The 24,029-nt window shown below is 69.0% G+C and carries 28 protein-coding genes, 1 tRNA gene and 3 pseudogenes; 16 read left to right on the top strand and 16 right to left on the bottom strand.

Annotated features, from left to right (window positions below; all coding sequences use genetic code 11):
- Positions 1 to 123 precede the first annotated feature (123 nt).
- The 3 genes from HDC93_RS04895 to HDC93_RS38140 form a co-directional block, all read right to left on the bottom strand.
- Positions 124 to 807 carry a polysaccharide deacetylase family protein gene (locus HDC93_RS04895; protein ID WP_185007496.1) on the bottom strand — a complete coding sequence of 228 codons (684 nt, stop codon included), beginning with the start codon at positions 805 to 807 and terminating at the stop codon, positions 124 to 126.
- Positions 804 to 1,481, bottom strand: a complete 678-nt coding sequence (locus HDC93_RS04900; RefSeq protein WP_185007499.1) for a glycoside hydrolase family 11 protein — start codon at positions 1,479 to 1,481, stop codon at positions 804 to 806. Before HDC93_RS04900 ends, HDC93_RS04895 begins: the two co-directional genes overlap by 4 nt.
- 266 nt (positions 1,482 to 1,747) lie before the next feature.
- Positions 1,748 to 2,143, bottom strand: coding sequence for an FAD-dependent monooxygenase (locus tag HDC93_RS38140; RefSeq protein ID WP_311774487.1), 396 nt, complete (start codon positions 2,141 to 2,143; stop codon positions 1,748 to 1,750).
- 155 nt (positions 2,144 to 2,298) lie between these two features.
- On the opposite strand from HDC93_RS38140, the gene HDC93_RS38145 reads away from it, so the two are divergent.
- The gene (locus HDC93_RS38145; RefSeq protein WP_260419411.1) at positions 2,299 to 2,457 is read left to right on the top strand and encodes a hypothetical protein; all 159 of its coding nucleotides are present in this window, start codon (positions 2,299 to 2,301) and stop codon (positions 2,455 to 2,457) included.
- Positions 2,458 to 2,509: 52 nt separating this feature from the next.
- On the opposite strand, the gene HDC93_RS04910 is transcribed toward HDC93_RS38145, so the two are convergent.
- The 4 genes from HDC93_RS04910 to HDC93_RS04925 all read right to left on the bottom strand — a co-directional run bounded on the left by HDC93_RS04910 (position 2,510) and on the right by HDC93_RS04925 (position 4,420).
- Positions 2,510 to 2,938, bottom strand: a complete 429-nt coding sequence (locus tag HDC93_RS04910) for a PRC-barrel domain-containing protein (RefSeq protein ID WP_185007501.1) — start codon at positions 2,936 to 2,938, stop codon at positions 2,510 to 2,512.
- Positions 2,938 to 3,501, bottom strand: coding sequence for a PRC-barrel domain-containing protein (locus tag HDC93_RS39230; RefSeq protein WP_185007503.1), 564 nt, complete (start codon positions 3,499 to 3,501; stop codon positions 2,938 to 2,940). Before HDC93_RS39230 ends, HDC93_RS04910 begins: the two co-directional genes overlap by 1 nt.
- Positions 3,498 to 3,647, bottom strand: a complete 150-nt coding sequence (locus HDC93_RS04920; protein WP_185007504.1) for a hypothetical protein — start codon at positions 3,645 to 3,647, stop codon at positions 3,498 to 3,500. The genes HDC93_RS39230 and HDC93_RS04920 overlap by 4 nt, the downstream gene beginning before the upstream one ends.
- Before the next feature lie 95 nt (positions 3,648 to 3,742).
- Entirely contained in the window at positions 3,743 to 4,420 is a 678-nt protein-coding gene (locus HDC93_RS04925) for a CDP-alcohol phosphatidyltransferase family protein (RefSeq protein WP_311774488.1), read from the bottom strand.
- A gap of 241 nt (positions 4,421 to 4,661) precedes the next feature.
- Here HDC93_RS04925 and HDC93_RS04930 point away from each other — a divergent pair, with 241 nt between their 5' ends.
- The gene (locus tag HDC93_RS04930) at positions 4,662 to 5,228 is read left to right on the top strand and encodes an SRPBCC family protein (RefSeq protein ID WP_185007508.1); all 567 of its coding nucleotides are present in this window, start codon (positions 4,662 to 4,664) and stop codon (positions 5,226 to 5,228) included.
- Between the two features lie 9 nt (positions 5,229 to 5,237).
- Here the strand turns inward: HDC93_RS04930 and HDC93_RS04935 are convergent.
- Positions 5,238 to 5,796: pseudogene (locus HDC93_RS04935) on the bottom strand (Asp23/Gls24 family envelope stress response protein).
- A gap of 181 nt (positions 5,797 to 5,977) precedes the next feature.
- Between HDC93_RS04935 and HDC93_RS04940 the strand changes: the two are divergent.
- Genes HDC93_RS04940 through HDC93_RS04950 form a run of 3 tightly spaced genes read left to right on the top strand, consistent with a single transcriptional unit; the run spans position 5,978 to position 8,833 of the window.
- Positions 5,978 to 6,454, top strand: coding sequence for a MauE/DoxX family redox-associated membrane protein (locus HDC93_RS04940; RefSeq protein ID WP_185007510.1), 477 nt, complete (start codon positions 5,978 to 5,980; stop codon positions 6,452 to 6,454).
- Positions 6,441 to 8,048: a radical SAM protein gene (locus HDC93_RS04945; protein ID WP_221516230.1), complete on the top strand. Its 1,608-nt coding sequence runs from the start codon at positions 6,441 to 6,443 to the stop codon at positions 8,046 to 8,048. The genes HDC93_RS04940 and HDC93_RS04945 overlap by 14 nt, the downstream gene beginning before the upstream one ends.
- Positions 8,045 to 8,833, top strand: coding sequence for a methyltransferase domain-containing protein (locus tag HDC93_RS04950; protein WP_311774489.1), 789 nt, complete (start codon positions 8,045 to 8,047; stop codon positions 8,831 to 8,833). The genes HDC93_RS04945 and HDC93_RS04950 overlap by 4 nt, the downstream gene beginning before the upstream one ends.
- Positions 8,834 to 8,914: 81 nt before the next feature.
- Here the strand turns inward: HDC93_RS04950 and HDC93_RS04955 are convergent, their stop codons facing one another.
- On the bottom strand, positions 8,915 to 9,139 hold the full coding sequence (locus HDC93_RS04955; protein WP_185007512.1) for a hypothetical protein: 225 nt from the start codon (positions 9,137 to 9,139) through the stop codon (positions 8,915 to 8,917).
- Positions 9,140 to 9,352: 213 nt separating this feature from the next.
- Here HDC93_RS04955 and HDC93_RS04960 point away from each other — a divergent pair.
- A pseudogene (locus HDC93_RS04960) lies at positions 9,353 to 10,069 on the top strand (DUF234 domain-containing protein); the annotation flags it as partial.
- Positions 10,070 to 10,560: 491 nt separating this feature from the next.
- Here the strand turns inward: HDC93_RS04960 and HDC93_RS04965 are convergent.
- Both HDC93_RS04965 and HDC93_RS04970 read right to left on the bottom strand, forming a co-directional pair.
- Positions 10,561 to 12,012: an ATP-binding protein gene (locus tag HDC93_RS04965; RefSeq protein WP_221516305.1), complete on the bottom strand. Its 1,452-nt coding sequence runs from the start codon at positions 12,010 to 12,012 to the stop codon at positions 10,561 to 10,563.
- Positions 12,013 to 12,076: 64 nt separating this feature from the next.
- A complete protein-coding gene (locus HDC93_RS04970) occupies positions 12,077 to 12,298 on the bottom strand; it encodes a hypothetical protein (RefSeq protein WP_185007516.1) in 222 nt (73 codons plus the stop codon).
- Between the two features lie 450 nt (positions 12,299 to 12,748).
- Between HDC93_RS04970 and HDC93_RS04975 the strand changes: the two genes are divergently transcribed.
- Positions 12,749 to 13,117: a type II toxin-antitoxin system RelE/ParE family toxin gene (locus HDC93_RS04975; RefSeq protein WP_185007518.1), complete on the top strand. Its 369-nt coding sequence runs from the start codon at positions 12,749 to 12,751 to the stop codon at positions 13,115 to 13,117.
- A complete protein-coding gene (locus HDC93_RS04980; RefSeq protein ID WP_185007520.1) occupies positions 13,117 to 13,440 on the top strand; it encodes a helix-turn-helix domain-containing protein in 324 nt (107 codons plus the stop codon). Before HDC93_RS04975 ends, HDC93_RS04980 begins: the two co-directional genes overlap by 1 nt.
- 74 nt (positions 13,441 to 13,514) lie before the next feature.
- On the opposite strand, the gene HDC93_RS04985 is transcribed toward HDC93_RS04980, so the two are convergent.
- Both HDC93_RS04985 and HDC93_RS04990 read right to left on the bottom strand, forming a co-directional pair.
- A tRNA-Arg gene (locus HDC93_RS04985) sits at positions 13,515 to 13,587 on the bottom strand.
- Between the two features lie 906 nt (positions 13,588 to 14,493).
- On the bottom strand, positions 14,494 to 15,177 hold the full coding sequence (locus HDC93_RS04990) for a GntR family transcriptional regulator (protein WP_185007522.1): 684 nt from the start codon (positions 15,175 to 15,177) through the stop codon (positions 14,494 to 14,496).
- 92 nt (positions 15,178 to 15,269) lie between these two features.
- On the opposite strand from HDC93_RS04990, the gene HDC93_RS04995 reads away from it, so the two are divergent.
- From HDC93_RS04995 to HDC93_RS05020, 6 genes are all read left to right on the top strand, one after another.
- On the top strand, positions 15,270 to 15,572 hold the full coding sequence (locus HDC93_RS04995; RefSeq protein ID WP_398983828.1) for a winged helix-turn-helix domain-containing protein: 303 nt from the start codon (positions 15,270 to 15,272) through the stop codon (positions 15,570 to 15,572).
- An 82-nt stretch (positions 15,573 to 15,654) separates the two neighbouring features.
- A complete protein-coding gene (locus HDC93_RS05000; protein ID WP_260419439.1) occupies positions 15,655 to 16,020 on the top strand; it encodes a hypothetical protein in 366 nt (121 codons plus the stop codon).
- A 135-nt stretch (positions 16,021 to 16,155) separates the two neighbouring features.
- Positions 16,156 to 16,692: an SDR family NAD(P)-dependent oxidoreductase gene (locus HDC93_RS05005; RefSeq protein WP_185007528.1), complete on the top strand. Its 537-nt coding sequence runs from the start codon at positions 16,156 to 16,158 to the stop codon at positions 16,690 to 16,692.
- Between the two features lie 352 nt (positions 16,693 to 17,044).
- Positions 17,045 to 17,884: a helix-turn-helix transcriptional regulator gene (locus tag HDC93_RS05010; RefSeq protein WP_185007530.1), complete on the top strand. Its 840-nt coding sequence runs from the start codon at positions 17,045 to 17,047 to the stop codon at positions 17,882 to 17,884.
- Between the two features lie 492 nt (positions 17,885 to 18,376).
- Complete coding sequence (locus tag HDC93_RS05015; RefSeq protein ID WP_260419412.1) at positions 18,377 to 18,613, top strand: hypothetical protein; 237 nt, start codon at positions 18,377 to 18,379, stop codon at positions 18,611 to 18,613.
- Positions 18,614 to 18,842: 229 nt separating this feature from the next.
- Complete coding sequence (locus HDC93_RS05020; protein ID WP_185007532.1) at positions 18,843 to 19,586, top strand: NADPH-dependent F420 reductase; 744 nt, start codon at positions 18,843 to 18,845, stop codon at positions 19,584 to 19,586.
- 587 nt (positions 19,587 to 20,173) lie between these two features.
- Here the strand turns inward: HDC93_RS05020 and HDC93_RS05025 are convergent.
- Positions 20,174 to 21,112, bottom strand: coding sequence for an alpha/beta fold hydrolase (locus tag HDC93_RS05025; protein ID WP_185007534.1), 939 nt, complete (start codon positions 21,110 to 21,112; stop codon positions 20,174 to 20,176).
- 93 nt (positions 21,113 to 21,205) lie between these two features.
- Between HDC93_RS05025 and HDC93_RS05030 the strand changes: the two are divergent.
- A pseudogene (locus tag HDC93_RS05030) lies at positions 21,206 to 22,053 on the top strand (IS5 family transposase).
- Here the strand turns inward: HDC93_RS05030 and HDC93_RS05035 are convergent.
- Positions 22,031 to 22,423, bottom strand: a complete 393-nt coding sequence (locus HDC93_RS05035) for a nuclear transport factor 2 family protein (RefSeq protein WP_185007536.1) — start codon at positions 22,421 to 22,423, stop codon at positions 22,031 to 22,033. The pseudogene HDC93_RS05030 and the gene HDC93_RS05035 sit on opposite strands and share 23 nt — an antisense overlap.
- Positions 22,424 to 22,453: 30 nt before the next feature.
- Positions 22,454 to 22,867: a DUF6233 domain-containing protein gene (locus HDC93_RS39580; RefSeq protein ID WP_398983978.1), complete on the bottom strand. Its 414-nt coding sequence runs from the start codon at positions 22,865 to 22,867 to the stop codon at positions 22,454 to 22,456.
- Between the two features lie 147 nt (positions 22,868 to 23,014).
- Between HDC93_RS39580 and HDC93_RS05040 the strand changes: the two genes are divergently transcribed.
- Entirely contained in the window at positions 23,015 to 23,764 is a 750-nt protein-coding gene (locus tag HDC93_RS05040) for an SDR family oxidoreductase (RefSeq protein WP_185007537.1), read from the top strand.
- The last annotated feature ends 265 nt before the right edge of the window (positions 23,765 to 24,029 follow it).

Here is a 24,029-nt window from a genome sequence, read left to right on the forward strand (position 1 = left end):
GGCACTGCCCCGCTTGACCACATCCCCAAGGGGCCCCCCGCCCCCCCCCCCCGCCCCCCCGGGCCCGCCCCCCCCCCCCCCCCGGGGGGGGGGGGGGGGGGGCGCCCGCCCCGCCACGGGTGGTCAGGGGGCCACCGCACGGCCCGTCCGGGGGGAGACCGTGCCCGCGCACAGGCCTCGGGATGCCAGGGTCTGGGCGATGCGGGGGACGGCTGCCAGGGTGTTGGCCGGCCAGTCGTGCATGAGGATGATCTGGCCGTTGGTGAGGCGGGCGACGGACTGGACGATCGCGTCGGTGCTCGCGCCGTTCCAGTCCTGCGAGTCGACGTGCCAGATGATCTCGGCCAGGCCGTACCGGGCCGCGACCGACTTCACCGTCGCGTTCGTCTCGCCGTACGGCGGGCGGAACAGTTTCGGTGTGCCGCCTCCCGCGCCCGCGATGGCCTGCTGGGTGCGGGAGATCTCGGAGTCGATCTGCGCCTGGCTCAGCCGGGTCAGGTGCGGATGGGTGTAGCTGTGGTTGGCGACCCACATGCCGGCCGCCACCTGGGCCCGGACCAGGGACGGGTTGGCGGCCGCGTACTGGCCCTGGTTGAACATGGTGGCCCGCAGGCCGTTCTGCCGGAGTGCGTCGAGCAGCTTCGTCGTGGTGCCGGACGGGCCGTCGTCGAAGGTGAGTCCGACGTAGCCGGCCCCGCAGGCGGCGGCCCGGGCCGGGGCGGCCGCTGAGGTCGTGGTGGCCGTGACCGTGAGGGCCGCGGCGGCCGAGGCGGCCGCGAGGACGGTCAGCGCGCGTTTCGCCGTCACGAGCCCACCCTGATGTTGGAGCTGCCGCTGCTCTGGTAACCCTCCGTCGCCATGATCATGTAGTACTTGAAGCTGCCCAGGGGCATCCCGGCCCGGGCCCAGGCGTCGAAGTGGTTGCCGGCCGTGATGGTGCCGCCCGTCCGCTTCGACTGCCGCACGCTCCAGTACTGGTCGAAGGTCTTCGTGCCCTCGACGGACGGGGCGTTGTACCGCGTCGTCTTGTAGATGTCGTACGTGCCGCCGTCGCTGGTGACCGTGCCCTTGTACGTGCCCGTGGGCCGGTAGGTTCCCCAGTTGTCGACGATGTAGTACTCGACGAGCGGGTTCGCCGTCCAGCCGTAGAGGGTCAGGTAGGCGTTGCCGGACGGGTTGAACGAGCCCGAGTACGTCACGGTGCGGCGGGCGCCGGTGCTCCAGCCCTTGCCGGCGACGAAGTTCCCGGTGTTCCGCCAGGACGTGCTGTAACTGCCGCCGGAGGACAGGGTCATGGAGACCGTGCCCGGCGCGTCCGTCCAGAACGAGTAGTAGTAGCCGTTGTTGGTGCCCGTCTGGTTCGTGGTGACGACGGTGTCGGCGTGGGCGGTGCCCGGCATGGTGAGGGCCGCCGCCGCGACCAGCAGCATGGTGCAGGTGCTGCTGATGAGCAGCCGGAAACGGCCGGATGACTTCTTCATGGGGGTGCTTCCTCCTCGTCCTCGTGGGGTGGGTCGATGGGGGAGCTCTGTCATCCGGGAGTGTTGGCCGGGCCCTGTCAACTGTCAAGAGTTTCGGCGGTCATTGCGAAATGTTCGGGATCGGACCGGAGCCGGTTGTGGTGGATTCCCGCTGTTCAAGGGGTGGTCATAGGACACGCGAGTTCACGTTCCTTTCCGCCGCCTGTCCTTCGCGTGCGGAGGGCAGGGTTCCGCACATCGAATGTTTCGATGAGTTTCCGGATGGATCAAGCCGGAACCACGCTGCGGCCCGTCTCGTGGGCGTACAGCGCCGCACGGTCGCGCAGGGCCGCGTGGACCGCCATCTGGGCGTCCCGGCGGCGCTGGGCAGGGCCGTCCGGGAGGTGCAGGAGGCCCGCGTTGCCGCGGGAGCCGCACTGGACCTCGGCGGTGCGCGGGACGCGCAGCGCCTCGTAGTGGGCCAGACGCTCGGGGACCGCCCCGGCCGGCGCGTCGGCCAGGCAGGCGGCCAGGTCCATCGCGTCCTCGATCGCCTGGTTGGCCCCCTGCGCCATGAACGGGAGCATGGGGTGGGCCGCGTCGCCGAGCAGCGTGATGCGGTCGGTGGACCAGGTCCGCAGCGGCGGCCGGTCGTGCAGCGCCCACTGGTGGGTCGTCGCCACGGCCGCGACGATGTCGGCGGCCAGGCCCGTCCAGGAGCCGAGGACCGCCCGCAGCTCGTCCGGTCACCGGGCCGCGACCAGGACTCGCGGGGCGGGGCGTCGGAGGGCAGCGGCACGGTCGCGGCGTAGCTGAGGTACGCGCCGGACGCGACCGGATGGGCGACGAAGTGCCCGCCCGGCCCGAGCCACAGCCGAACCAGGCGCTCGCGGGCCTCGGCGGGCAGCGCCTCCACGGGGACCAGGACGCGAAGGCCGAGGCCGAGGCCGCGCGGGCGGCCCAGGCGCCGGGCCGGGGGCAGAGGTCCGGCGATTGAGCCGACCCTCGACGACTGGTCGTCGGCGAGGCGGCGTCGCCGCCCCCGGGTCCTACGGGGCGGCGACGACGATGGCGTAGGTGCCGGCGCCCAGGAGACGTTCGCCGGGGATGTCCTGGCCGGCCATGATCAGGCGTCTGATGTGTCCGGTGGCTTCGTCGAAGTCGATGTCGTCGAGGGTGCCCAGGTCCTGTCCGGTTTCGGTCAGGAGGCGTTTGCCGATGGGGTCGTGGTGCTTGTCGGTGGGGGCGGTGGTGTCCTGGTCGCCCCGGATCTCGTCGGGTGTGCGGACGGTGACCGCGTCGGGGCCGAAGGAGTGCACGTCGTTCCAGGCCACCTGAGTGCCGGGGCCGCGGGTCTTGACCCGGAGCGCGGCGATGCGGGCGGGTGCAGGGACGACGGCGAAGCCGATGACGGTGGCCAGGGATTCGGCGGTGGTCAGGGCGATGACGTTATGGCCCTTGACCTGGCTGAACAGCATCACGTCTCCTGTTCGAGGCGGGTGCGCAGGCCGTGGGCTGCTTCGGGGAACCCGGCCAGGTCACCGGCGGTGAACTCGCCGGTCGCCTCCGGCACGAGGACCATCTCGCCGGAGATGGCCACGGGTTTGATCACCGGCAGCAGGAGGTGCCGGCGGCCCTGGGTGGCGGATTCGACTTCGTATCCGGCCACGGCCGGTCTTCGCCCGGCCTCGATGACGACGTCGACGATCTTGCCGAGGTCGGTGCCGCCTTCGGTCATCACCCGGGAGCCGATGACGTTGCCGCCGCCGGACGCCTTGGAGTCCTTGGCCGCCGCGTCGTCGTCGGCGAGGGCGCTCTCGTCGCGGATCATCACCGCGTCGGGCCCCAGTGCGTGCACCTTGTTCCACAGCAGGTCCCGCTTGAGCGGGCCCGAGAGCAGACCCCGACCACTGAGGGTGAAACAGCGCACGCTGCCACTGACGGCGTCGAAAACGATGTCCTTGACCTGGGCGACATCCTCGCCGCCCAGAGTGACCACCGGCAGTTTGGCGATCTCACTCGCCCGCACGTAGCCGGTCACGGTCCCGGCTTCTTCCTGCCGTGCGGGTGGTGCTCGCCCCCCGCGATGACCCCGCCGCCGCGACGACGTGCCTGCACCCCGAGCAGCGACACGGCGCACAGTGCCACGACCGCCAGGGCGATGACGACCCACAGCCACCAGTCCATGTGCGGCACCTCCCGGGCCCGGGGCCCGGCCTCGACGCCCCTGCCTTCAGTATGCGGCGGCTCTGTGGGGCTGTCGACGCCATGGACAGGGCGCTTTACCCGGTCGGGAGGTGGCGCTTGAGGTGGCGTACGGCGAGGAGGATCTGCATCGCGGCGGCCGGCCGGAGCAGGGCGGGGCGGGGCCGCTCGGGCATCCGGCCGCGGTGTACGCCGGTGGCGGTGACGGCGACGACGGGCAGGACCCAGGCGCCGATGGCAGCCGCCCGGGCGACGCGGTGGGGTTCGTGGCGCACGGTGAGCCAGGTCCAGAACGCGGCGTCGGCGAAGGTGTCGGCGTAATCCCCGAACGGAGTCACCGTGCCCTGCGTGCGGGCGATGCGGCCGTCGGCCACATCCAGGGCGAGCGCCGTCAGACCGGACCAGCGCCCACTGCCCGCGGGAAGCGCGGGCAGGTTGGCGCGGATCAGGGTGAGCACGTCGGCGAGCGCCAGGCGGTCGCGGTGTTCCAGCAGTCCGAGGTGGAGGACGCTGAGGGTCCAGCTTGCCGCCACCCATCTCCTGCCGCGGCGGGCGGAGGCGGCGGCGAACAGGGCACCGTGCAGTGCGGTGAGCTGTCCGAGTGCCTGTGGACGAAGCGCCGCCTGGGTGAGCGACCGGTCGGCCGCTATGGCCAGGAAGCGGGCGATGGCCCGGGGCCGCCAGCGGCCGGCCTTCAGCTCGTGCAGGAGAGCGTCGGTGGCGGCACGGCTGTCGGTGAGATCGGATACATGCACGTATCCCCAACCCTTTCCTGGATCAGGCAGGCGATGTGCCGCCACCGTAGTCCGGGGCGAGTACGTGAGCGCGCTCACCGACCGGCGGCGATGCCCGGCCATGGCGCCGGTGAGGCGTTACGGACGCAGGCGGCTCGCCCGGGGGTGCGAACGTGAGCGCGCTCACCGATCGCGGGGCTCACCAGCCGTAGTGTCGCTGGTGAGCACAGCAGCCGGGGACGGGTGAGGAAGGACGTGGACTATGGCATGGCTGGGGCGGCTGGCCGTCGTGGCAGCGGCAGGCTGCGGTGCGGTGACCGGGTATCTGGGGCTGGTCAGCGGGGCGCTGCCGGTGGACGTGGGTGTAGGCCGGCGCACGCGCCGGCTCGGGCCGCGGACCGTGGACATCCGGGCGCCTCGGGACGTGGTCTTCGAGCTGATCGCCCAGCCGTATCTGGGGCGGACCACCCGGGCTATGCGGGAGAAGGTGCGGGTGCTGGAGCGGGGCAGCGACATGGTCCTGGCCGCCCACTTCACCCCGGTGGCGGGCGGCAGACTGACGGCGACGACGGTGGAGACAGTCCGGTTCACCCCGCCCGAGAGGGTCGACTTCCGCCTGGTGCGCGGCCCGGTCCCGCACGTGGCCGAAGCCTTCCTCCTGACCGAGCAAGCGGGCGGCACCCGGCTGGTGTACGAAGGAGAACTCGGCACGGACCTCTGGCGGGCCGGAACCTGGTGGGGCACAAAGGTGGCCGACCGCTGGGAGGCCACGGTCGCCGCATCGCTCGCCGCGATCAAGAAGGAAGCCGAACGTAAAGCCCACCGGTAGAGCACGCCATCAGGCGCGCACGGTGCCACGCGCCAGGAGACGGCGGAAACGCCGGGCGGCTGGTCTACCGCACTCGCCTTCGGTGTCCTCGTGGTCGCCCTCTTCGTCCGGCAGGTGGACGTCGTTGACGGCGATGCCGACCTCCACGACTTCGAGTCCGGTCATCCGTTCTACGGCGGCGATGACGTTCTCGCGGACACCGGCGGCGACATCGGTGAGGGCGTACCCGTAGTCCTTGACGAAGGAGAGGTCGATGGCGCTCTGCCGCTCACCGACGTCGACTTTCACCCCGCGGGTGACGCCGGTACCTTTGCCGGGGACCATGTCGCGTGCCGCGCCCACGGTGCGGGCATTCCGCCGCCCAGGGCGTGGATGCCGGGGACTTCGCGGGGGCCATGCCGACGATCTTCGCCACGACACCGTCGGCGATGGTGGTCCTGCCTCGGGCAGCCGGTGCCGCGTCCGGCCCGGATTTCCGGTTCTTGGAGCAGGGATGCCATGGACGAACCGGGGGGCGTGGGGCGTGGTCTTGGGTGTACTGCCGGTCGACTCCGTCACCAGAAGCCACTTCTGCCTCTCCGGGCGAGGGGACGCCGCCCGGTGAAGCGCGGCGGCCCTCCGTGACGGGGCCCGCCTCCCATGGCACCCGGGCGAGCGAGAGCCGGCCCGTCCGGGCAGGGTTCGGCAGCTTCCGGCTTCGGTGAGCGCCGTTACACAACGGAGGTCGTCTTCGCCCGTAGCGTGTCGGTATGGTGCTGCGACTGGTGCTGGGAGCGCTCTACGCGGCGATGGCGGCCGGGCAACTCGCCTCCTTCGACGCCATGCCCGGCATCCTCGGCGCGTACCGACTGGTGGACGGCCGCGCGGCGACCGGGCTCGCCGTGGTGCTGATCGCCGGTGAGCTGGTGTGCGGAGCGTGGTTCCTGGCCCGGCCGCGCTCGACGGCCATCGCCCCGGTGTGGGTGTTCACCGGCGTTTCCTTGATCTGGAGCACGCTGGCGGTGCAGGCGTTCGCCCGGGGCCTGACGGTCGACAACTGCGGCTGCTTCGGCGTCTACCTGTCCCAGCGGCTCTCCTGGTTCGTACTGGCACAGGACGCGCTCCTCCTGCTGTACGCGGCTCTGCTGCTGCGCGGAGCCCGCAGCGCCCGGCCGGCCATACCGCACACCACAGTGGCGACGGAGAACACCACGCAGGGAAGGGACGCCCCCGATGACGGCACGTGAGGGACCACAGCCCGTACAGGCAGAGGGGACCCCCCATACGGGGCCCCGGGCCAAGCAGGACCGGGACGAGGTGTTCGTGGAGTTCACCAAGTCCATCTGCCCGATGTGCAAGACACCGGTCGACGCACAGGTCAACATCCGCGACAACAAGGTGTATCTACGCAAACGGTGCCGCGACCACGGCGAGTTCGAGGCACTTGTGTACGGGGACGCCGAGGAGTACCTGGCTTCGGCCCGTTTCAACAAGCCCGGCACCATCCCGCTCATCTTCCAGACCGAGGTGAAGGACGGCTGCCCGTCCGACTGCGGGCTGTGTCCGGAGCACAAGCAGCACGCCTGCCTGGGCATCATCGAGGTCAACACCGGCTGCAACCTGGACTGTCCCATCTGCTTCGCCGACTCCGGACACCAGCCGGACGGCTACTCGATCACCCACGAGCAGTGCGAGCGGATGCTGGACGCCTTCGTGGCCTCGGAGGGGGAGGCAGAGGTGGTGATGTTCTCAGGCGGGGAACCCACCATCCACAAGCACATCCTCGACTTCATCGACTTCGCCCAGGCCCGCCCCATCAAGAACGTCAATCTGAACACCAACGGCATCCGCCTGGCCACCGACAGGAACTTCGTCGCCGAGCTCGGCAAACGCAACCAGGTGCCGGGGAAGTCGGTGAACGTCTACCTGCAGTTCGACGGCTTCGACGAGCGCACCCATCTGGAGATCCGAGGCCGGGACCTGCGCACGATCAAGCAGAAGGCGCTGGACAACTGTGCCGAGCAGCGCCTGACCGTCACCCTGGTCGCCGCCGTCGAACGCGGTCTGAACGAGCACGAACTCGGGAAGATCATCGAGTACGGCATCGACCACCCGGCCGTACGGTCCGTGGCCTTCCAGCCCGTCACGCACTCCGGCCGGCACGTGGAGTTCGACCCGCTGAACCGGCTCACCAACCCCGACGTCATCCAGCTCATCAACGCCCAGCGGCCGAACTGGTTCACCAAGGGTGACTTCTTCCCCGTGCCGTGCTGTTTTCCGACCTGCCGCTCCATCACCTACCTTCTGGTGGATGGGGAACCCGGCAACCGCACCGTGCTACCGATCCCGCGGCTGCTGAACGTGGAGGACTACCTCGACTACGTCACCAACCGGGTCATGCCTGACGCAGGCATCCGCGAGGCTCTGGAGAAGCTGTGGTCGGCCTCGGCGTTCATGGGGACGGAGACGACCGAGGAGAAGCTGCGGGCCACTGCCGAGGCCCTGGACTGCGCGGACGCCTGCGGCCTTGACCTGCCGCAGGCGGTGAGGGATTTGAACGACAAGGCGTTCATGATCGTCGTGCAGGACTTCCAGGACCCCTACACCCTCAACGTCAAGCAGCTGATGAAGTGCTGCGTCGAGGAGATCACCCCCGACGGCCGCCTCATCCCGTTCTGCGCCTACAACTCCGTCGGCTACCGGGAACAGGTCCGCGCGCAGATGTCCGGCGTCCCGGTCGCTGATGTGGTGCCGAACGCCCAGCCCCTCGCCGGCCGGCTGACGGCCACCCCCTACGGCTCGAAGACCACCCGCACCGAGGCCGAGGAGCACCGGCTGTGACCCATGAGGAGATCAAGTCCTGCTGCGCCGACGCCTACTCCAAGGACATCGTGGCGATGCTCCTCGGCGACTCCTACCACCCCGGAGGCACCGCCCTGACCCGCCGCCTCGCCGACCGTCTCGGGCTTGCCCCTGGCAGGCGGGTCCTCGATGTCGCCTCGGGCCGCGGCACCACCGCGCTCCTGCTCGCCGACGCCTACGGCGTGAGGGCGGACGGCGTCGACTACGCGCCGGCCAACACGGCCCTCGCCCAGGGGGCCGCCGAGGCCGCGGGGCTGGCCGACCGGGCCGTCTTCACCACCGGCGACGCCGAGCGCCTGCCCTACGAGCAGGGGGTCTTCGACGCGGTGGTGTGCGAATGCGCCCTGTGCACCTTCCCCGACAAGGCGCAGGCCGCCGCCGAGTTCGCCCGCGTCCTGCGCCCCGGGGGCCGTGTCGGCATCACCGACGTCACCGCAGCCCCGGACCGGCTTCCTCCCGAGCTGAGCGGTCTCGGTGCCCGGATCGCCTGCGTCGCCGACGCCCGCCCCTTGGCGGAATACGCCGACATCCTGGACGATGCCGGGCTGCGCACCATCACCATCGAGCGCCACGATGCGGCCATGCTCCGCATGATCGACCAGATCGAGGCACGGTTGAACCTGCTGCGCATCACCGCACCGGCCAGGCTCGCCGAAGCGGGCGTCGACGTGGACGCGGCGCCGGCCGTCCTGAACGCGGCACGCACCGCCGTGGCCGACGGCACCCTCGGCTACTCCCTGCTGACCGCCGTGAAATCACCCTGACGGGCGGTGATCCCCGAACGCGTACGTAAGCGCCCTCACATACGCGCGGGCGGTGATCCCCCAACGCGTACGTAAGCGCCCTCACATACGCGCGGCGCCGACGGCCATAGCGTCGGAGCCGAAGAAGACATCACCGAATGCGAGAGGGGTGCTCACCATGACAACGACGACGCAGGTATCCCCGGGCGCGGCCGCCATCCCGGTCCATGCGGCATGGGGTGCTGCCGCCGGGCTGGTCGGCGGGGTCGGGACGGGCATCTGGAAGTCGGTGCCGAGGCCCATGACGGACACCGCGATGATCACCATGGTCGCCGGACTCCTCGGCTCGACCAACGCCTTCGTCGGCTGGCTGATCCACCTGTCCATCGCGGCAGGATTCGAACCTGCGACACCCGCTTCAGACGTCGTTTCCCTTGGCGGTGTGGAGGGACAGTGCAGCTTCCGAGGTTCGTGGCGGCCTGCGCTATGCATGTGGAGGTAAATACCGTTGATCGCATGACGGGGAGCTGGGAGAGCGAGATCGAACCCTTGCTGGTATCGGCGGAGCGCTCGCTTGCTGCAGAGTTCCCCCAGCAGGTCCAAGCCCGCACCGTCCTCTCGGCGATCGGCAGCGGTGAGCGGACGTTCTCCAATATTGCCCGCGCCGCCGGCGGGATCGGGGCGACCCCGCTACAGCGGTCGCTGGGGATCCTTGCGGACAAGCGGGTGATCACGGCGGAGCTTCCCGTGTCCACGCGGCCTTCGAAGGATCGTCGCTACCGGGTCGCGGATCCCTACCTCCGCTTCTGGCTGAAGCTCCTGGGCCCGGCGATGGAGGAGATCGAGCGGGGCCGGGGTGACCTGACACTGCAGCGCATCCGTGAAAACTGGACCAGCTGGCGTGGCAGGGCCATTGAACCTTTGGTGCGCGAGGCGTTGGCACGGCTGCTGCCCGACGCGAACCTCCCCGCCGCCCCCGCCATCGGCGGCTACTGGACCCGTACCAACGATGTGGAGATCGACGTCGTGGGAGCGGACCGCGCGCCGATCGCCAAGGAGCTGTTGTTCGTCGGCTCGGTGAAGTGGCTGGAGAGCTCCCCGTTCGACCGGCACGATCTCGCGGCGCTGCACCGGCACCGCGCCGCGCTCACGCCTGCACCCGTGCCTGTGATCGCCATCTCGCGCAGCGGGACCGACTGCGCAGGGCTCGACGCCGCGTACGGCCCGGCGGAACTCCTCGCGGCGTGGTCCTCCTGAGCACGCCGGGACACGAGTGGGTGCCAGGTGTCTATGGCCTGTCGTCCCGCCGAGCCTCCGGCCCACTGCTACGGTGACGTCCTCCCGCTCACGCAAACGACCCCGGACGAGGAGTCCGAGGCCGAGTAGAGCCCTCCCTGGGGGAGAAAGACCAGGTCAGAGCGGTAACGCGTTGTGCCCCCGGCAGGATTCGAACCTGCGGCACCCGCTTTAGGAGCATGATCATACGTTTACTGATCCGTCCTCCGCAGGCTTGATGTTTCTCCGTTTACGCAGGTCAGCAAGCTACTGAGGGCGGCTGGGGCAGTGATCTTTCGTGATCCTTCATGGGGCTTCTTGGTCCTGCTGTTCCCAGCAGGTTCCCAATGGAGGTCTCGGGAATTGGTCTTGGCGGGTCGTAGAAGCGTCTACACAGGTCCGTTGCCCAGTCGGGTTCCCTTGAGCACCGCCGGTGCTTTGAGGGGGGGCGCAGGGGCGGTGCCGCGACCGGGTCAGTCGCCGTGGTAGAGGCGCGTCGGATCAATCAGCTGGATGGTGGGGTCGTTCTCGGCGAGGTGGCGCAATTCGTCGGTGAAACCGGCGCCGCTGTAGCACTGGAGCCGGGTGACGTCGGTGGCGGTACCGCGTGCGGTGAGGAGAGCACGGATGTGCTGGAGACGTTCGAGGTGGCCGTTTCCCATGACGTCGTTCCATTTGGCTTCGCCGATGGCGAGCAGGGCTTCGCGGCCGCTGTCGGTCTCGCCATGGACCGCGACGTCGACTTCGTGGCTGGTCTTCGCGGCAGGATCGTTGACGGTACCGCTGGCGACCCTTGTGACCTGCCCCCCGTGGGTTGGGGCGGACGCGTGCCAGCGGGCCCATTCGCGGCAGACCTGTTCGAAGTGCGGGCCGACGACCTTGCTGCGGAACGTGGACTGGGCGCGGCGCCAGACGGCGGGGGCGCGTCCGGGGCGTTCCAGATCGCCCCAGGCGGGGCGCATGACCGAGTGGTAGAAGGCGATGAGGGGTTCGGCGATGCGGTAGGCGGAGCGGTTACGGCGGAAGGCGTCGGCCTCATGGGTGATCATGCCGACGTCCTGGAGGACGCTGAGCGGGTGGGCGAGGTCGGTGGACTTGCGGCCGAGGTAGTCGGCGATGCCGCCGCGTGCGGTGTTTCCGGCGGCGATGGCGGCCAGGACGGAGTGGTAGAGCGCGGTGTCGTGGAGTTCGGGTTCCTCTGCGAGTAGGTAGCGGGCCTCGCGGAAGAGTGGACGGGCGGGATTGAGGACGGCGCGGGTGACCCAGGCGTCGAAGTCGTCGGGTCCGGCGGGGATGTCGCCCTGAGTGAACTCGCGGCGGTAGGCGGGGGTGCCGCCGACGATGGCGTGGGTGAGCAGTGCGGTGCGCGGGTCGGTGATCTCCCAGAACTCGGCGGCGAGGCGGAAGTCCAGGGTGGGGACGACGAGTTCCAGGCCGGCGCGGCCGCGCAGCGGGGCGTTGCCGGCGAGGAGCCCGCCCATGAAGGACAGGGCGGAGCCGCACAGCAGAAGCCGTACGGGGGTGTTGGTGTGCTGGGCGGCGGGGTCGAGGGCGCGCTGGATGATCGAGGGGAGGGCGGGGGAGGCCTTGGCGAGGAAGGGGAACTCGTCGATGACCGCTACGGTGGGGCCGCCCCTGTCGGCGATGCGCATGAGCTCGGTGACGGCCTCGTCCCAGTGGGCGAAGCGGAATGGAGTGGGCTGGTCGCGGTGGCGGGCGAGGGCTTCGCCGAACTGGCGCAGGGCGTCGGCCTCGGTGGTCTCGGTGGCGGTGAACATGAATCCACCGCTTGCCCGTGTGACGGCGTCCAGGAGGAAGGTCTTGCCCTGGCGGCGGCGACCGGAGACCACGCCGAGGGTGGCGCGCGGGCCGGGCAGGGCGGCGAAGCGGGTCAGCTCGGCCCACTCGAAGTCGCGGTCGAACATCTCGACGGGTTTGTCCACTGCGCACCTCTGTATGGATAGGTGCGCTTATTATATCTGGACTTATTCAATCCTGCTGTGCTGCGTGCTGGATCGCGTCGCCATCCCCGGCGAAGTGCCCTTCGGCGTGCTCCTGATGTGGCCCGCAGTCCATCTCGGCCAGGGATTCGCCCGCCTCGCAGTCGACGAGGAGTCCAACGCCGGCATCCTTCAACACCCGGGTGGCTCGGATGCTGCAGACCTCATCCGTGATGATCGGGCACGATGCAGTCAGGGCGGTCGCGGCCACGGCGTGAATCCGTTGAAAACGTGTGCGGCTTTCCGGTCAACGCAAAGGCGCATAAATGCCCCATTGTTCCGTTCTCGGAATGTTCCCAACGGGCATGCAAAAGACCCTCCATGGTGTCCATGGAGGGCCGATGCAGCCTCTGACCAGGTATTTCGCTGTACCCCCGGCAGGATTCGAACCTGCGACACCCGCTTTAGGAGTTTTCCTTGGGCGGGGCTGTGACCTGCGCAAACGTCTGCTGCTAGCCGTCTGGCCTGGGGAAACTCGACTCGGCAGTTCTCGCGTGTTCGCGAGGCTTCCCGACCTCCTGTGTGCCGAATCCGTTCTGGACCGACTGGAGGCAGCGACCTTTTCGGGCGGGTGGAGGTGGCAGCGCGGCCTGGAGCGGTGCAGCTCCGAGGTCCGTGGCGGGCTTGCGTTATGCATTTGGAGGTATATACCGTTGATTGCATGACGGAGCGGTGGGAGATCGAGATCGAACCCGAGGTACGGGATTGGCTGGAGCTGCTTCCGTTCCGCCTCTACCGACGGGTCGAGGACAAGACGGACCGACTGCTGGACGAGCCGACGACCCTCGGCGAGCCGTACTCGCGGCACCTGGGTGGCAAGCTACGTGAACTCCGCTTCGAGTTGGACGGCGAAGCAGTACGCATCCCGTACTGGCTCGCGCCCGGACAACGGATCGTGCTGCTGACGGTCTTCCGTAAGACGAGGATGCGTGAAGCGGCGGAAGTAGAGCGTGCGCATCAGGCCCAGAAGATCTGCGAAGCCGAGCATGGCCATGCCCAGCACACGTACGAGCGGCGCAAGGAGAGCTGATGAATCACAGCACGTGGAGGACGCGCCGGACCCGGCAGCTCGCGGGTGAGGCGGTGGAGTACGACCAGGAGTACGTCGACGCGCGGCTGGCCGGCGATCTCGGACAGGCGGTCTACAGCCGTCGGATCGAACTCGGCCTGTCCCAGGCGGAGCTGGCAGAGCGGGCCGGGATGACTCAGCCCCAGGTCTCCCGGATGGAGGGCGGTGACACCGTACCGACTCTCCCGCTGCTGCGGCGCTTGGCCAAGGCCCTGGACGGCACGCTGAACCTGACCATCGACGAAGGCGACTCGCATGTCACCTTCACCCCGCACGCCGCCTGAGCCTCTGGCAAGCGGGCCGTCGGCCATAGATCCCGAAGGGCACCTACGAGCGTCCGTAGGTGCCCTTCTCTCTGTGCCCCCGGCAGGATTCGAACCTGCGACACCCGCTTTAGGAGAGCGGTGCTCTATCCCCTGAGCTACGAAGGCAGGGGCTTGTAGAAAACCTTGTTGAAAATCCAGGGCGTGGATCTTCGACGAGGAGCACAAGCCCGCTGGTCAGACGTAGTGCGACGCTCTCCGCACAGTCACCTGAGCAGACAGTGCGACGTACCAACGGCCGACCAGGGACAGCCTAGCGGATGCGCGCCAGCGACTGTCCTCTGTATGGATGCAGGAGAGCGGGCCGGCGAACCGGAGTGCCTCTGAGCTGCAGCTTCTGTGGCCTGTAGCGAATGATTGATGGGCGTTCTGGGGGGCGGAGGTCAAGGGCGATCGGACCGTTCTGCTCCATGCGTCAGCTTGTGGGGCCACTGAGCGCTGTCTCGCCGGCGTCCGGCACGGCACGTCGTCCCTTGTTCCTGGAGGCCGAGGCTTCTTGCGATGCGCGCAGGCCGGAGCTCACTTGCCGCTGGTGCGGTAGCTGGGACGTGTTGCGAAGGTAGATCTTGGGCGGACGATGATCACCGATTGTGGGGCGTGATGTGCCCAACGGGGCGGTGGGCTCGGCTGGAGCCGTTGTTGCCGAGGGCGAGAAGCGGGAATGCCGGAGACCTGGTCCCGGGTGACAGTTGATTGTCGGAATGCCTCGGCGGATCCGGACGGTGCACGATGGCGCGGCGTGAAGGATCGGTACGGACTGTGGGACCGGGGCTGCGATGGTTGTTCCGGCGTCGGCAGTGCAATGACGCGTGGAAGCGGATCCCCACTCGCTTGTGACCACACGTGCTGTCCGTCAGCGTGGCTGCAGGCAGACCGCCAAACACCATATGAGGGCCCAGGTGTTACTGCGGGACTTGAAGCCGCTGGAGTCGACGACTGCCAGGAAATACTCCAGCTCACGCGCATTTCCATCAGTCCTCCCCCCGTGCATACGACGGCGCCGGTCGCCGCGCGTCACGTCACGCGGATGCCCTCGCGGTCTTCGAGGGCGCTGATGGCGGTGGCTGTGAGGCTGTGGGTGATGTGGCCTCGCATCAGCTGGGCGGCTTCGGCGGCGCGGCCGTCCACGATGAGGGAGACGAGTTGGTGGTGTTCCTGTAGGTCCCGGGTGCGGGGTTCGTCACCGGGCGGGAGTTCGAGGACGAGGCGACGGTAGCGGTCGGACTTGTCCCACAGGTCGTCCAGGAGACGGATGAGGACGCCGTTGTGCGAGGCCCGGTACAGCGCCTGGTGGAAGGCGCGGTGGGCCGTGAGCGCCTCTTCCCCCCATTGGCGGGTGACGGGGAGAAGTTTGTCGACGGCGGCCTGCATGGTGGCGATGTCGTCGTCGGTGCGGCGATGGGCGGCAAGTTCGGCGGCGGTCGGGTCCAGGGACAGGCGGACCTCGAAGAGCTGGCGGGCTTCGTTCGAGTTCATGACGGAGACCCGGACGTCGCGGTGGGTTTCGACGGTGACGAGTCCCTCGCTGCTGAGGCGGCGGATGGCCTCGCGCAGGGGCGTGATGCTCATGTTGAGGGACTCGGCGAGGTCGTACTGGGCGAGCCGTGACCCGGCGGGAAGAGTGCCGGAGAGGATCCGATCGCGGAGTTCCGCGTAGGCGAGGTCGCTCTTGCTGAAGAACAGGTTCTGTCCTGCCATAGCCCCCTGACCGTTCCCTTCCGGACCTTCCCCACCCCTTGACATCCCGCATCGGGCCCGCTCAGCCTAACAGGCGTTGCATCTTATAAGATATGAGAAAGGCCCCGTTGCAGCGTGGGCCGTTGGCGCACGGCTGGGCAGATCAGCGGTGGACACTGGCCCGGGGTGGAGACGCTCATCAGTCGCATGTTCCACGTCTCGTACACGCTCCAGGCATGTGGCGGCTCCTGAGACGGCACGGCTGGTCGTGGCAGCAGCCCGCCCGCCGGGCCATCGAACGCGACGACGCGGCGGTCGAGTTGTGGAAGAAGGACGTCTGGCCGCGGGTAAAAGCACCGCGGCGGCGGCTCCCGGTGCCTGGATCGTCTTCCAGGACGAGGCCGGGCAGTCGCTGACGCCGCCGCGCTCCAGGACCTGGGGCCGCAGGGGCTGCACGCCCGTGGTGCGGGTACGCGGGCGAGGATCGGGCCGGTGACGATGGCAGGGATGGTCTGCTACCAGCCGGGCCGCCGCTCGCGGATGTTCTACGCGGTACGCGAGTACCGGTGCCGCCTGGGCCAGCCGAAGGGCTTCGGCTGGCGAGACCTGCGCGACCTGGTCGTGCGGGCCCGCATCCAGCTCGGCGGGCCCATCCTGCTCGTCTGGGACAACGTGCGCCTCCATCTCACCGCGGGGATGGGGGAGTTCATCGCTGCGAACGCCACCTGGCTCACCGTCTTCCAACAGGCTGTGTTCCTGGCCACCGGGTTCTCCTACCGGTGGCTCGCTACGCCCGCTCTGGAGGCGCTGACCGGGCAGGAGCGTTGTCTGCGGCTCAGCCAGGGAGCGCCGGTCCATGGATAAGCCGTCCTCTCCCGCCGCTGCGCGGGCGCTCCTACGGTCGAGGCTGCGGGCGCTCACCGGCCCGCCGTATCGAAGGAGCAGGACCCTCATGAAGATCACCGGCAACACGATCCTGATCACCGGCGGCAGGAGACCGTGGCGGCGAACCACACGGGACTGAACGTCCTCGTCAACAACGCCGGCATCATGCAGCGGGAGAACCTCCTCGCCCCGGCCGGACTCCAGGTCTCCGAGGATCACATCGCGACCAATCTGCTCGGCACGATCCGGATGACGTACGCCTTCCTGCCGCTGCTGGTGGGCAAGGACGACGCGGTCGTCATGAACGTCACCTCAGCGCTGGCGTTCGTCCCCTATCAGAGCACCCCGACCTACAGTGCGACCAAGGCCGCGCTGCACTCCTTCTCCGAGAGCCTGCGCATCCAGCTCGCCGGCGCTGACACCGGCGTCCAGGTGATCGAGATGGTCCCGCCGGGCGTGCAAACCAACCTGTTCGGCCAGCAGGACAGCGAACACGCCATGCCGCTGGACGACTTCCTCACCGAAGCCCTCGATCTGCTGCGCGAGAAGCCCGACGCGAAGGAGATTGTCGTCGAGCGTGCCAGGTTCATCCGCGACGCAGTGGCCACCGGCTCCTACGACGACGTCCTCGCCATGATCGCCGGCAGCTGACCGACCTGTTGTTTCCGAAGGGAAACAACAGCACGCGAGAGCCGTCACACGACGAACCTCGTCCCATCGGCCGGGCCGGGCGACGAGGCCCGGGGCCGGTCGAAGCGTTGGGTGTCCTCGACGGGGGACCGTCGCGGCGGGCCGTCTTCCGGACCGACGGCCTGCGCCGTACCGCCGACAGCCGGCGAATTGCCCAGCGGGTCATGCAGGACAGGTGACCATCGGGTCGTCCCGCCGCGAGCGCCCTCGGCGTCGGCCGTACGAGCGGCTTCGCGCGGCTGGGAGAGGAGTGGCTTAGCCATGGATCGGCGGTCTCTGGATAGCCGGGCGGGATGCGGCGAGGATGGGGGGCATGGACAAGAAGGAACTGGCGGAATTCCTGCGCCATCGGCGTGAGGCGCTGCGCCCCCGCGATGTCGGGCTGGTCGAGGGTCCGCGCAGGCGTACGCAGGGTCTGCGCCGCGAGGAGGTCGCCCAGCTCGCCGGCATGTCCACCGATTACTACGCCCGGCTGGAACAGCAGCGTGCCCCGCAGCCCTCGGTCCAGATCACCACGGCTCTCGCCCGGGCATTGCGGCTGACCCTGGACGAACGCGACCATCTCTTCGCCCTCATCGGTCACAACGCACCGGCCCGTTTCCTGCGCTCGGAGCATGTCAGTCCAACCCTGCTGCGGGTCCTGGACCGCCTGGACGACTCCCCGGCCCTGGTGCAGACCGACCTGCTCGACACCCTTGCGATGAACTCCTTGGCCATCGCCCTGCTCGGCGACCAGACCCGCCACACCGGTCTGGCCAGTAGCGGCTACTACCGCTGGTTCATGGACCCGGCCGAGCGTCTGGTGTACCCCGAGGAGGTCCACGAACACCACGGCCGCGCCCATGCAGCGCGCCTGCGCGCCGCGCTGACCGCCGGCAGCGACACCCCCCGAGCCGCCCGGATCCTCGCCGAACTCCAGGAGTACAGCCCCGAGTTCGTCCGCATGTGGGAACTCCAGGAAGTCGCGCAGAGCTACGACGACTGCAAGACCCTCCTCCATCCCGAACTCGGCCGCATCGATGTTGACGCCCAGCTCCTGTTCACCGAGAACCGCGCCCAGACCCTGGTGGTGCTGACCACGCGTCCCGGCACGGAGAGCCACAACAAACTCGAACTGCTCTCCGTCATCGGGCACCAGCAGCTCACCCCCTGACGTCCGGAACCGGGGGACCGGGCCGGGCTCGGCGCGGGAGGGGCCGAACAAGCTGGAGACCTGTGTGCCGAATTGGGCCAGGGGCGCTGGTGATGCATGCGGGTCACGGTCCAGGACGCCGGAAGCCGTCGGGTCCGGCGGCGCGGCACCCCGCGCACCCACTTCCGCACGGCTCTTGTCCTGCACGCTGCGGCGGCCAGACAGGCGGGCCCCCGGGCTGTCCGGGCTCCGCTTCCTCAGGCCGCCGGTTTGACCGGACGCCGCCTCCGTTTTACTCTCGCAGATATGCGGAGGTGGCATCCGTTTTGATGCGGCCGCAGGATCACGGCAGGCAGGAGGGTGCATGAGCGCCGGTGAACAGCCGGGACGTAAGCCCCGCGCGGACGTCCAGCGCAACCGCGCTGCCCTCCTGAGCGCATCCGGGGCGTTCCGGCCGGTACGCCTGGCAGCCTCGCCATCTCCGTCACCGGCGACTTTGAGGAGGCGCGGCGTGTGGCCATGCGGCTCGTGGACGACACCGGGCACGACGCCGGCATGCTGGCCGACTCCTGGCGCCGGCAGCCGAACAGCCCCGCCTACTGCACCGAACTGCCCCTCGACGAGCTTCCCGCGGCCGACCGCGGCAAGGGCGCGGCCATCCGCGACAGCCTCCCGGAACGCTTCGCCGCCCTCCCGGCCGACCGCACCGTCGATGACGTCGTCGAGATGAACCGCGCCGCCCACCGCTGAGTCGCCCGACGCGACTCTCGCGGACGCGACGGCACGAGGGCGGCAACGCCGGCACACCACGAACACACACGACGAGCACGAAGAGCGGCGCTCACTTCGGCAAGGTCGTCAGCACCCACTGACACCACCGCGTCCGCGGTCGGCCGCAGCCCCGGTCGCGCCGCAGGGACCAAGCCCGGGAACCCCGGTCACCGAAACCGGGGTTCCGTTTCGGACAAGGAGTTTCACCATGAAGATCGGCATTCTCGGCACCGGGAACATCGGCAAGACGTTGACCAGGCGGTTGAGCGCGGCCGGGCACGAGGTGAAGGCGGCCAATTCGCGCGGCCCGGAGACGATCGAGGCGGACGTACTGGCCTCGGGCGGACGAGCGGTGACAGCGGCGGAAGCTGTAGCGGACGTCGACGCCGTGGTCCTCTCGATTCCCTTCGCCCGCATTTCGCAGGTCGCACCACTGATCGCCAAGGTTCCGGCTGACACGGTGGTCATCGACACGTCGAACTACTTCCCGCATCGGGACAACGGAATCGCGGCGATCGAGGCCGGCCAGGCCGAGAGCGTGTGGGTTGCAAAGCTGTTGGGCCGGCCCATCGTCAAGGCGTGGAACTCGATCGGAGCCGAGTCGTTCGCGCACAGGAACAAGCCGGTGGGAAGTGCGGACCGCATCTCGCTCCCCGTCGCGGCCGACAGTCCGCGCGAGCGTGACCTGGCCATGGCACTCGTGGAGGACACCGGGTTCGACGCCTTTGATGCGGGGCCGCTCGCGGAATCGTGGCGGCAGCAGCCCGGCACACCCGCCTACTGCACGGATCTCACCCGTCAAGAGCTGCCGGACGCACTGGCGACGGCCGACGCGGCGCGATCACCGAAGCGGCGTGACCTCGGGCTCGCCGTGATCCGGGAACGCTTCGGGGCCGGCGTGCAGCCGGACGCGGAATACCTTGTCCGCCTGAACCGCGCAATTTCCATGTGAGGAGGTACGGGGGCCGACGCGGTGACCAGTGAGAGGCCCTCGTGTCTCGCCCCTGTCTCCAACTGCTCCGCGACGAACCCCGCCACCCCCCGTTGTGAGAGCTGGGTCATGGTGACCCGGTCGCCGTGCCGCCGCACTCCCGGGTAGGCGGGGAAGTAGGAGTCGTGGTGACGGCTGCCACCTGCGTCGTTCCAGAAGCGCAGCGGCATGGACGGCATCGGTCGGGTGATCTCCAGCTCGGCGGTCGGCCCGCGGACCGACCCGCCCGCCGGACCCCACGCCTCCAGCGTGACGCCCAGGGACGGACCGGACAGCTCGCCGGGCCGGGCCGGCAGGATCGGTGCGCCGCGGACGAGCGCGGTCGCCACGCCCGTCCCACCGCTCGCGGACTGCACCTCGACGTGTTCCCCGACCGGGGTGCGGATCCATTCCTACGCGGATGCCGGCAGGTGTGATCCGGCTGAGCCGTCGTCAGGCGCCGTTTACGTTGGCCTCGGTGTGTCGGCATTCGAGGTCGCCGTTCAGGGACCGCGCGAGTTCTGGCATCGGTCGGTTTGGACGTCGTGTGGTCGTGTGGTGCTTTTTGGTCAGGGGGTGGAGGTGGGGTAGAAGGCGTTGATCTCGGCCAGGACGCGGTCGGGTGCTTCGTGGGCGAGGAAGTGTCCGGCGCCGGGGACGACGGCGGAGGTGGCGTGGGGGGCGGCGTCCTGGATGGGCGGCAGGAACACGTCGACGAGGGCGGCCTGGGTGATCATGTGGACCGGGATGGTCAGCGGGGTGTCCTGGAGTGTGGTGTTGTCGGCCTCGTCCTGGGGCAGGGTCCGGTAGAGCTCGAAGCCGGCGTGCAGGACCTGGGGACGGGAGAACACCCGGACGAACTCGGCGAGTTCGTCGTCGGAGACGTTCTCGCCGGCGGTCTTCACACTCTGGAAGAAGTGGGTGAGGAAGGTTTCGACCCGGCCGGTGACCAGTTCCTCGGCGAGCGGATTCTGCAAGAAGAAGGAGAAGTGCCAAGATACCGATGCGAGGGTGGCGAACTTCAGGTTCTTGCCGACGAGGCCGCCGTCCATGAGGAACAAGCCCGCCACCTGGTCGCGGTGCTGGGCGGCCAGTGGGTAGGCGACGTTGAGGCCGAAGTCGTGGCCGACGACCTGTACGTTCTCGTGGTGGCCCAGGTGGTTGAGCAGCTTGTGGACGTACGTGGCCAGGACCGTCTTGGTCATGGAGGGCGGGTTTCCGGTCGAGTCGCCCATGCCCGGCAGGTCGATGGCGATGACGGTGCGGCCGGGCAGCAGTGAGGGCATGATCGGGCGGTACTCGTACCAGCTCTGCGGCCAGCCGTGCAGCAGCACCATGACCTGCGGGCCGTCGCCTCCGATGACGTAGTGCATCTGCACGTCGTCGATGGTGATGAAGCCGTGCCGGAAGTACTTGTTGAACTCGGCGTCGTCCTTGGTCGCCGCGTCGTAGCCGGGGCTGAGCGGCTCCTCCGACCCGACGGCTACGGCGGTGGTGAAAGCGTTCATGGCGGCGTTACGTCCTTTCTTAGGGGTCCTTGCAGAAAGATCGAGTTGTGGCACGGTGGAGATGTGCGTAATCCCGTGTTCTCTGTGGGGTGCATGGCGCGGCGGAAGCCGTGGGAGGTCAGTGACGGGTTGTGGGTGGTGATCGAGCCGCTGTTGCCGAAGCATGAGCGGCGGTTCCGATACCGGGGGCGTAAGCGGAGCGATGACCGCAGGACGCTCCAGGGTGTGTTGTTCGTCCTGTACACAGGTGTCCAGTGAGAGTTCCTGCCGCAGGAGTTGGGGTTCGGTTCGGGTCCTGCCTGCGGGCGGCGGCTGGCCAAGTGGCAGGAGGCAGGGGTGTGGGAGGAGCTCCAGCGGGTGCTGCTGGACGGGTTGCGGGCGGCGGACCGTCTCGACTTCTCCCGCGCCACCGTCGACGCCTCTCATGTGCAGGCCAAGCGGGGGCGAAGCAGCCCGAAAGTCGGTTCGAGCCCGGTTGACCGCGGGCGGCCGGGTTCGAAGCATCACGTGCTCACCGATGCCCGCGGCACTCCGCTGCGGGTGTCTCTGACCGGCGGTCACCGCCACGATGTCACCGGGCTTCTGACGCTGATCGACAGCCTTGGGCCGGTGCGGGCAAGCGGGGCCGCCCCCGGCGCAAACCCAGGATGCTGTATGCCGACCGCGGCCCGGACTACGACCTCTATCGCCGCCGACTGCGCGAGCGTGGCATCACACCGAAGATCGCTCGACGGAGCCAGCCGCACGGCTCGGGTCCGGGCATGGTCCGCTGGGACGCCGAGTCCGCCAACGCCTGGCTCCGTGGCCCTCGCCGCCTGTGGATCCGGTGGGAAGCACGCGACGACATGCACGACGCCTTCCTGCAACTCGCCCACTGCATGACACTCGCCCGCAAGCACCCGGCTTTTGCAAGCACCCCTAGAAGCGACGTGGCCAGGTGAGATGGATGGCCCGCCGGGAAATGCGCCAGCCGTCATCGGTGCGTCGCAGGTCGTCGGCGTATACGACGCTGGCGACATCGCCGCCCTCCAGCAGGCTCAGTCCTTTGGATCGGGCCCGCACCTCGTCGCCCGGGCCTTCCGACACGACGATGTTCGTCGTGTGGTGGGCCTTCGCGTGTCCGGGGGCGTTCATGAAGGCCGCGATCGCGTCCAGCCCGACGACCGGGTCACCGCCGAAGACGCTGCCGTCCCACACCGCGTCTTCGGTGAGGCATTCGCCGAGACGGTCCAGTTCGTGGTCGTCCATGATGTGCGCCCACAGCGCCACGACCCTGCTGATTTCGACGGTGTCTTCATTCGTGGGTTTCACGTTCGGCTCTCCATTTTGTGCGTTGCTGGATCAGGCCTTGGCGCCGCTCAGCAGGGCCAGCACCTGGTCGTAGGCGCCGTTGACCTCGGCGATACTCTCCTTCGCCGCAGGGGCCGGGCGCGCCCGGCAGTCTCGACTATGGGGGTGTATCGGCGGGGGCGGGAGAGGATCACATGTCCATGGACCGACAATCCTCCCCAGCCGGCCACCATGGAGATCGCGCACAGGAAAGAGCTGCGGTCGTGAGCTACGAGACGTGCTCAACCAGCTCGTACGGGATGTCGAGCATGGGCTGCACGGAGAGCACAGCCGGGTACCGGGATGCTCCGCGGCGCCCAGTGCCCGGTCCAGGGTCAGCAGCGGCGCCCCAGCGAGTGCTTCCTGGCAGTCAACGGCGTGGACAACGCCTCGGCCGGGACCGCGGCCGCCGTCCCGCTTCTGCAGGACCCAGCCCGACGGCCAGCGTTCGCTTCATGAGGCAGAGACCACCCATCCATGGATATACCGTCCTCTCCTGCCCCTTCGCGGACGCCCCTACGGCCGAGGCTGCGGGCGCTCACCGGCCCGCCGTACCTAAGGAGCAGGACCCTCATGAAGATGACCGGCAACACGATCCTGATCACCGGCGGCACCTCGGGCATCGGCCTCGGTCTGGCCCTGCGTCTCCACGAGGCAGGCAACAAGGTGATCGTCGCCGGCCGGCGCAAGGAACTCCTCGACGAGATCACGGCCGAGCACCCCGGCATCGACGCGCTCGTCCTCGATGTCGCGGACCCCGGCTCGATCGCCCGGGCCCGTGAGGCAGTGGAGGCGAGCCACCCCGGGCTGAACATCCTGGTCAACAACGCGGGCATTCAGCTGCTGGAGAGCGTCCTCGACCCGGCCGGACTCCAGGCCGCCGAGGATCACGTCGCGACCAATCTGCTCGGCACGATCCGGATGACGTACGCCTTCCTGCCGCTGTTGGTGGGCAAGGACGACGCGGTCGTCGTGAACGTCACTTCCGCGCTGGCGTTCGTACCGCTCCCGTTCACGCCGACCTACAGCGCGACCAAGGCCGCGCTGCACTCCTTCTCCGAGAGCCTCCGCATCCAACTCGCCGGTGCTGATGCCGGCGTGCAGGTGATCGAGGTGGTCCCGCCGGCTGTGCGCACGACCCTGATGGGCCAGCAGGACAACGACCAGTCCATGCCGCTGGACGACTTCCTCACCGAGGTTCTCGGCCTGCTGCGTGAGAAGCCCGATGCGAAGGAGCTGGTCGTGGAGCGAGCCAGGTTCCTCCGCGACGCGGTGGCCAACGGCTCCTACGGCGAAGTCCTCGCCATGCTCAGCGGCAGCTGACCGATCTGTGGCAGACGCGGAACAACAGCGCGCGGGCGGGTCCTGTCGGGCCGCATCATGGATGATCGCGAGCTGGACCCGCCTCGGGGAGGTTCTCACCGGAGACGCGGAACGGTAAGGAAGCGCCTTCGGCTTCGCCCCGGGCGTCGCACTGGAGGCGACCGGCTCCGTCCTGAGCGCCGAGAAACACGTGAGCGCCTGTCTGACACGGCGAACATCGTCGTGTCGGCCGGGCCGGGTGACGAGTCCCGGGGCCGGTCAAAGC

The sequence above is a fragment of the Streptomyces sp. AK010 genome, from assembly GCF_014207295.1.
Lineage (GTDB): Bacteria > Actinomycetota > Actinomycetes > Streptomycetales > Streptomycetaceae > Streptomyces > Streptomyces massasporeus.

Excerpts from the sequence above, each read along its gene's own strand:
- HDC93_RS04900 (WP_185007499.1), bottom strand. The coding sequence starts at position 1,481 with ATGAAGAAGTCATCCGGCCGTTTCCGGCTGCTCATCAGCAGCACCTGC.
- HDC93_RS38145 (WP_260419411.1), top strand. The coding sequence starts at position 2,299 with ATGGGCGACGAAGTGCCCGCCCGGCCCGAGCCACAGCCGAACCAGGCG.
- HDC93_RS04910 (WP_185007501.1), bottom strand. The coding sequence starts at position 2,938 with ATGCTGTTCAGCCAGGTCAAGGGCCATAACGTCATCGCCCTGACCACC.
- HDC93_RS04920 (WP_185007504.1), bottom strand. The coding sequence starts at position 3,647 with ATGGACTGGTGGCTGTGGGTCGTCATCGCCCTGGCGGTCGTGGCACTG.
- HDC93_RS04930 (WP_185007508.1), top strand. The coding sequence starts at position 4,662 with ATGGCATGGCTGGGGCGGCTGGCCGTCGTGGCAGCGGCAGGCTGCGGT.
- HDC93_RS04940 (WP_185007510.1), top strand. The coding sequence starts at position 5,978 with ATGGTGCTGCGACTGGTGCTGGGAGCGCTCTACGCGGCGATGGCGGCC.
- HDC93_RS04945 (WP_221516230.1), top strand. The coding sequence starts at position 6,441 with ATGACGGCACGTGAGGGACCACAGCCCGTACAGGCAGAGGGGACCCCC.
- HDC93_RS04955 (WP_185007512.1), bottom strand. The coding sequence starts at position 9,139 with ATGGTGATCATCGCGGTGTCCGTCATGGGCCTCGGCACCGACTTCCAG.
- HDC93_RS04965 (WP_221516305.1), bottom strand. The coding sequence starts at position 12,012 with ATGTTCGACCGCGACTTCGAGTGGGCCGAGCTGACCCGCTTCGCCGCC.
- HDC93_RS04975 (WP_185007518.1), top strand. The coding sequence starts at position 12,749 with ATGACGGAGCGGTGGGAGATCGAGATCGAACCCGAGGTACGGGATTGG.
- HDC93_RS04980 (WP_185007520.1), top strand. The coding sequence starts at position 13,117 with ATGAATCACAGCACGTGGAGGACGCGCCGGACCCGGCAGCTCGCGGGT.
- HDC93_RS04990 (WP_185007522.1), bottom strand. The coding sequence starts at position 15,177 with ATGGCAGGACAGAACCTGTTCTTCAGCAAGAGCGACCTCGCCTACGCG.
- HDC93_RS04995 (WP_398983828.1), top strand. The coding sequence starts at position 15,270 with ATGAGAAAGGCCCCGTTGCAGCGTGGGCCGTTGGCGCACGGCTGGGCA.
- HDC93_RS05000 (WP_260419439.1), top strand. The coding sequence starts at position 15,655 with ATGGCAGGGATGGTCTGCTACCAGCCGGGCCGCCGCTCGCGGATGTTC.
- HDC93_RS05010 (WP_185007530.1), top strand. The coding sequence starts at position 17,045 with ATGGACAAGAAGGAACTGGCGGAATTCCTGCGCCATCGGCGTGAGGCG.
- HDC93_RS05020 (WP_185007532.1), top strand. The coding sequence starts at position 18,843 with ATGAAGATCGGCATTCTCGGCACCGGGAACATCGGCAAGACGTTGACC.
- HDC93_RS05025 (WP_185007534.1), bottom strand. The coding sequence starts at position 21,112 with ATGAACGCTTTCACCACCGCCGTAGCCGTCGGGTCGGAGGAGCCGCTC.
- HDC93_RS05040 (WP_185007537.1), top strand. The coding sequence starts at position 23,015 with ATGAAGATGACCGGCAACACGATCCTGATCACCGGCGGCACCTCGGGC.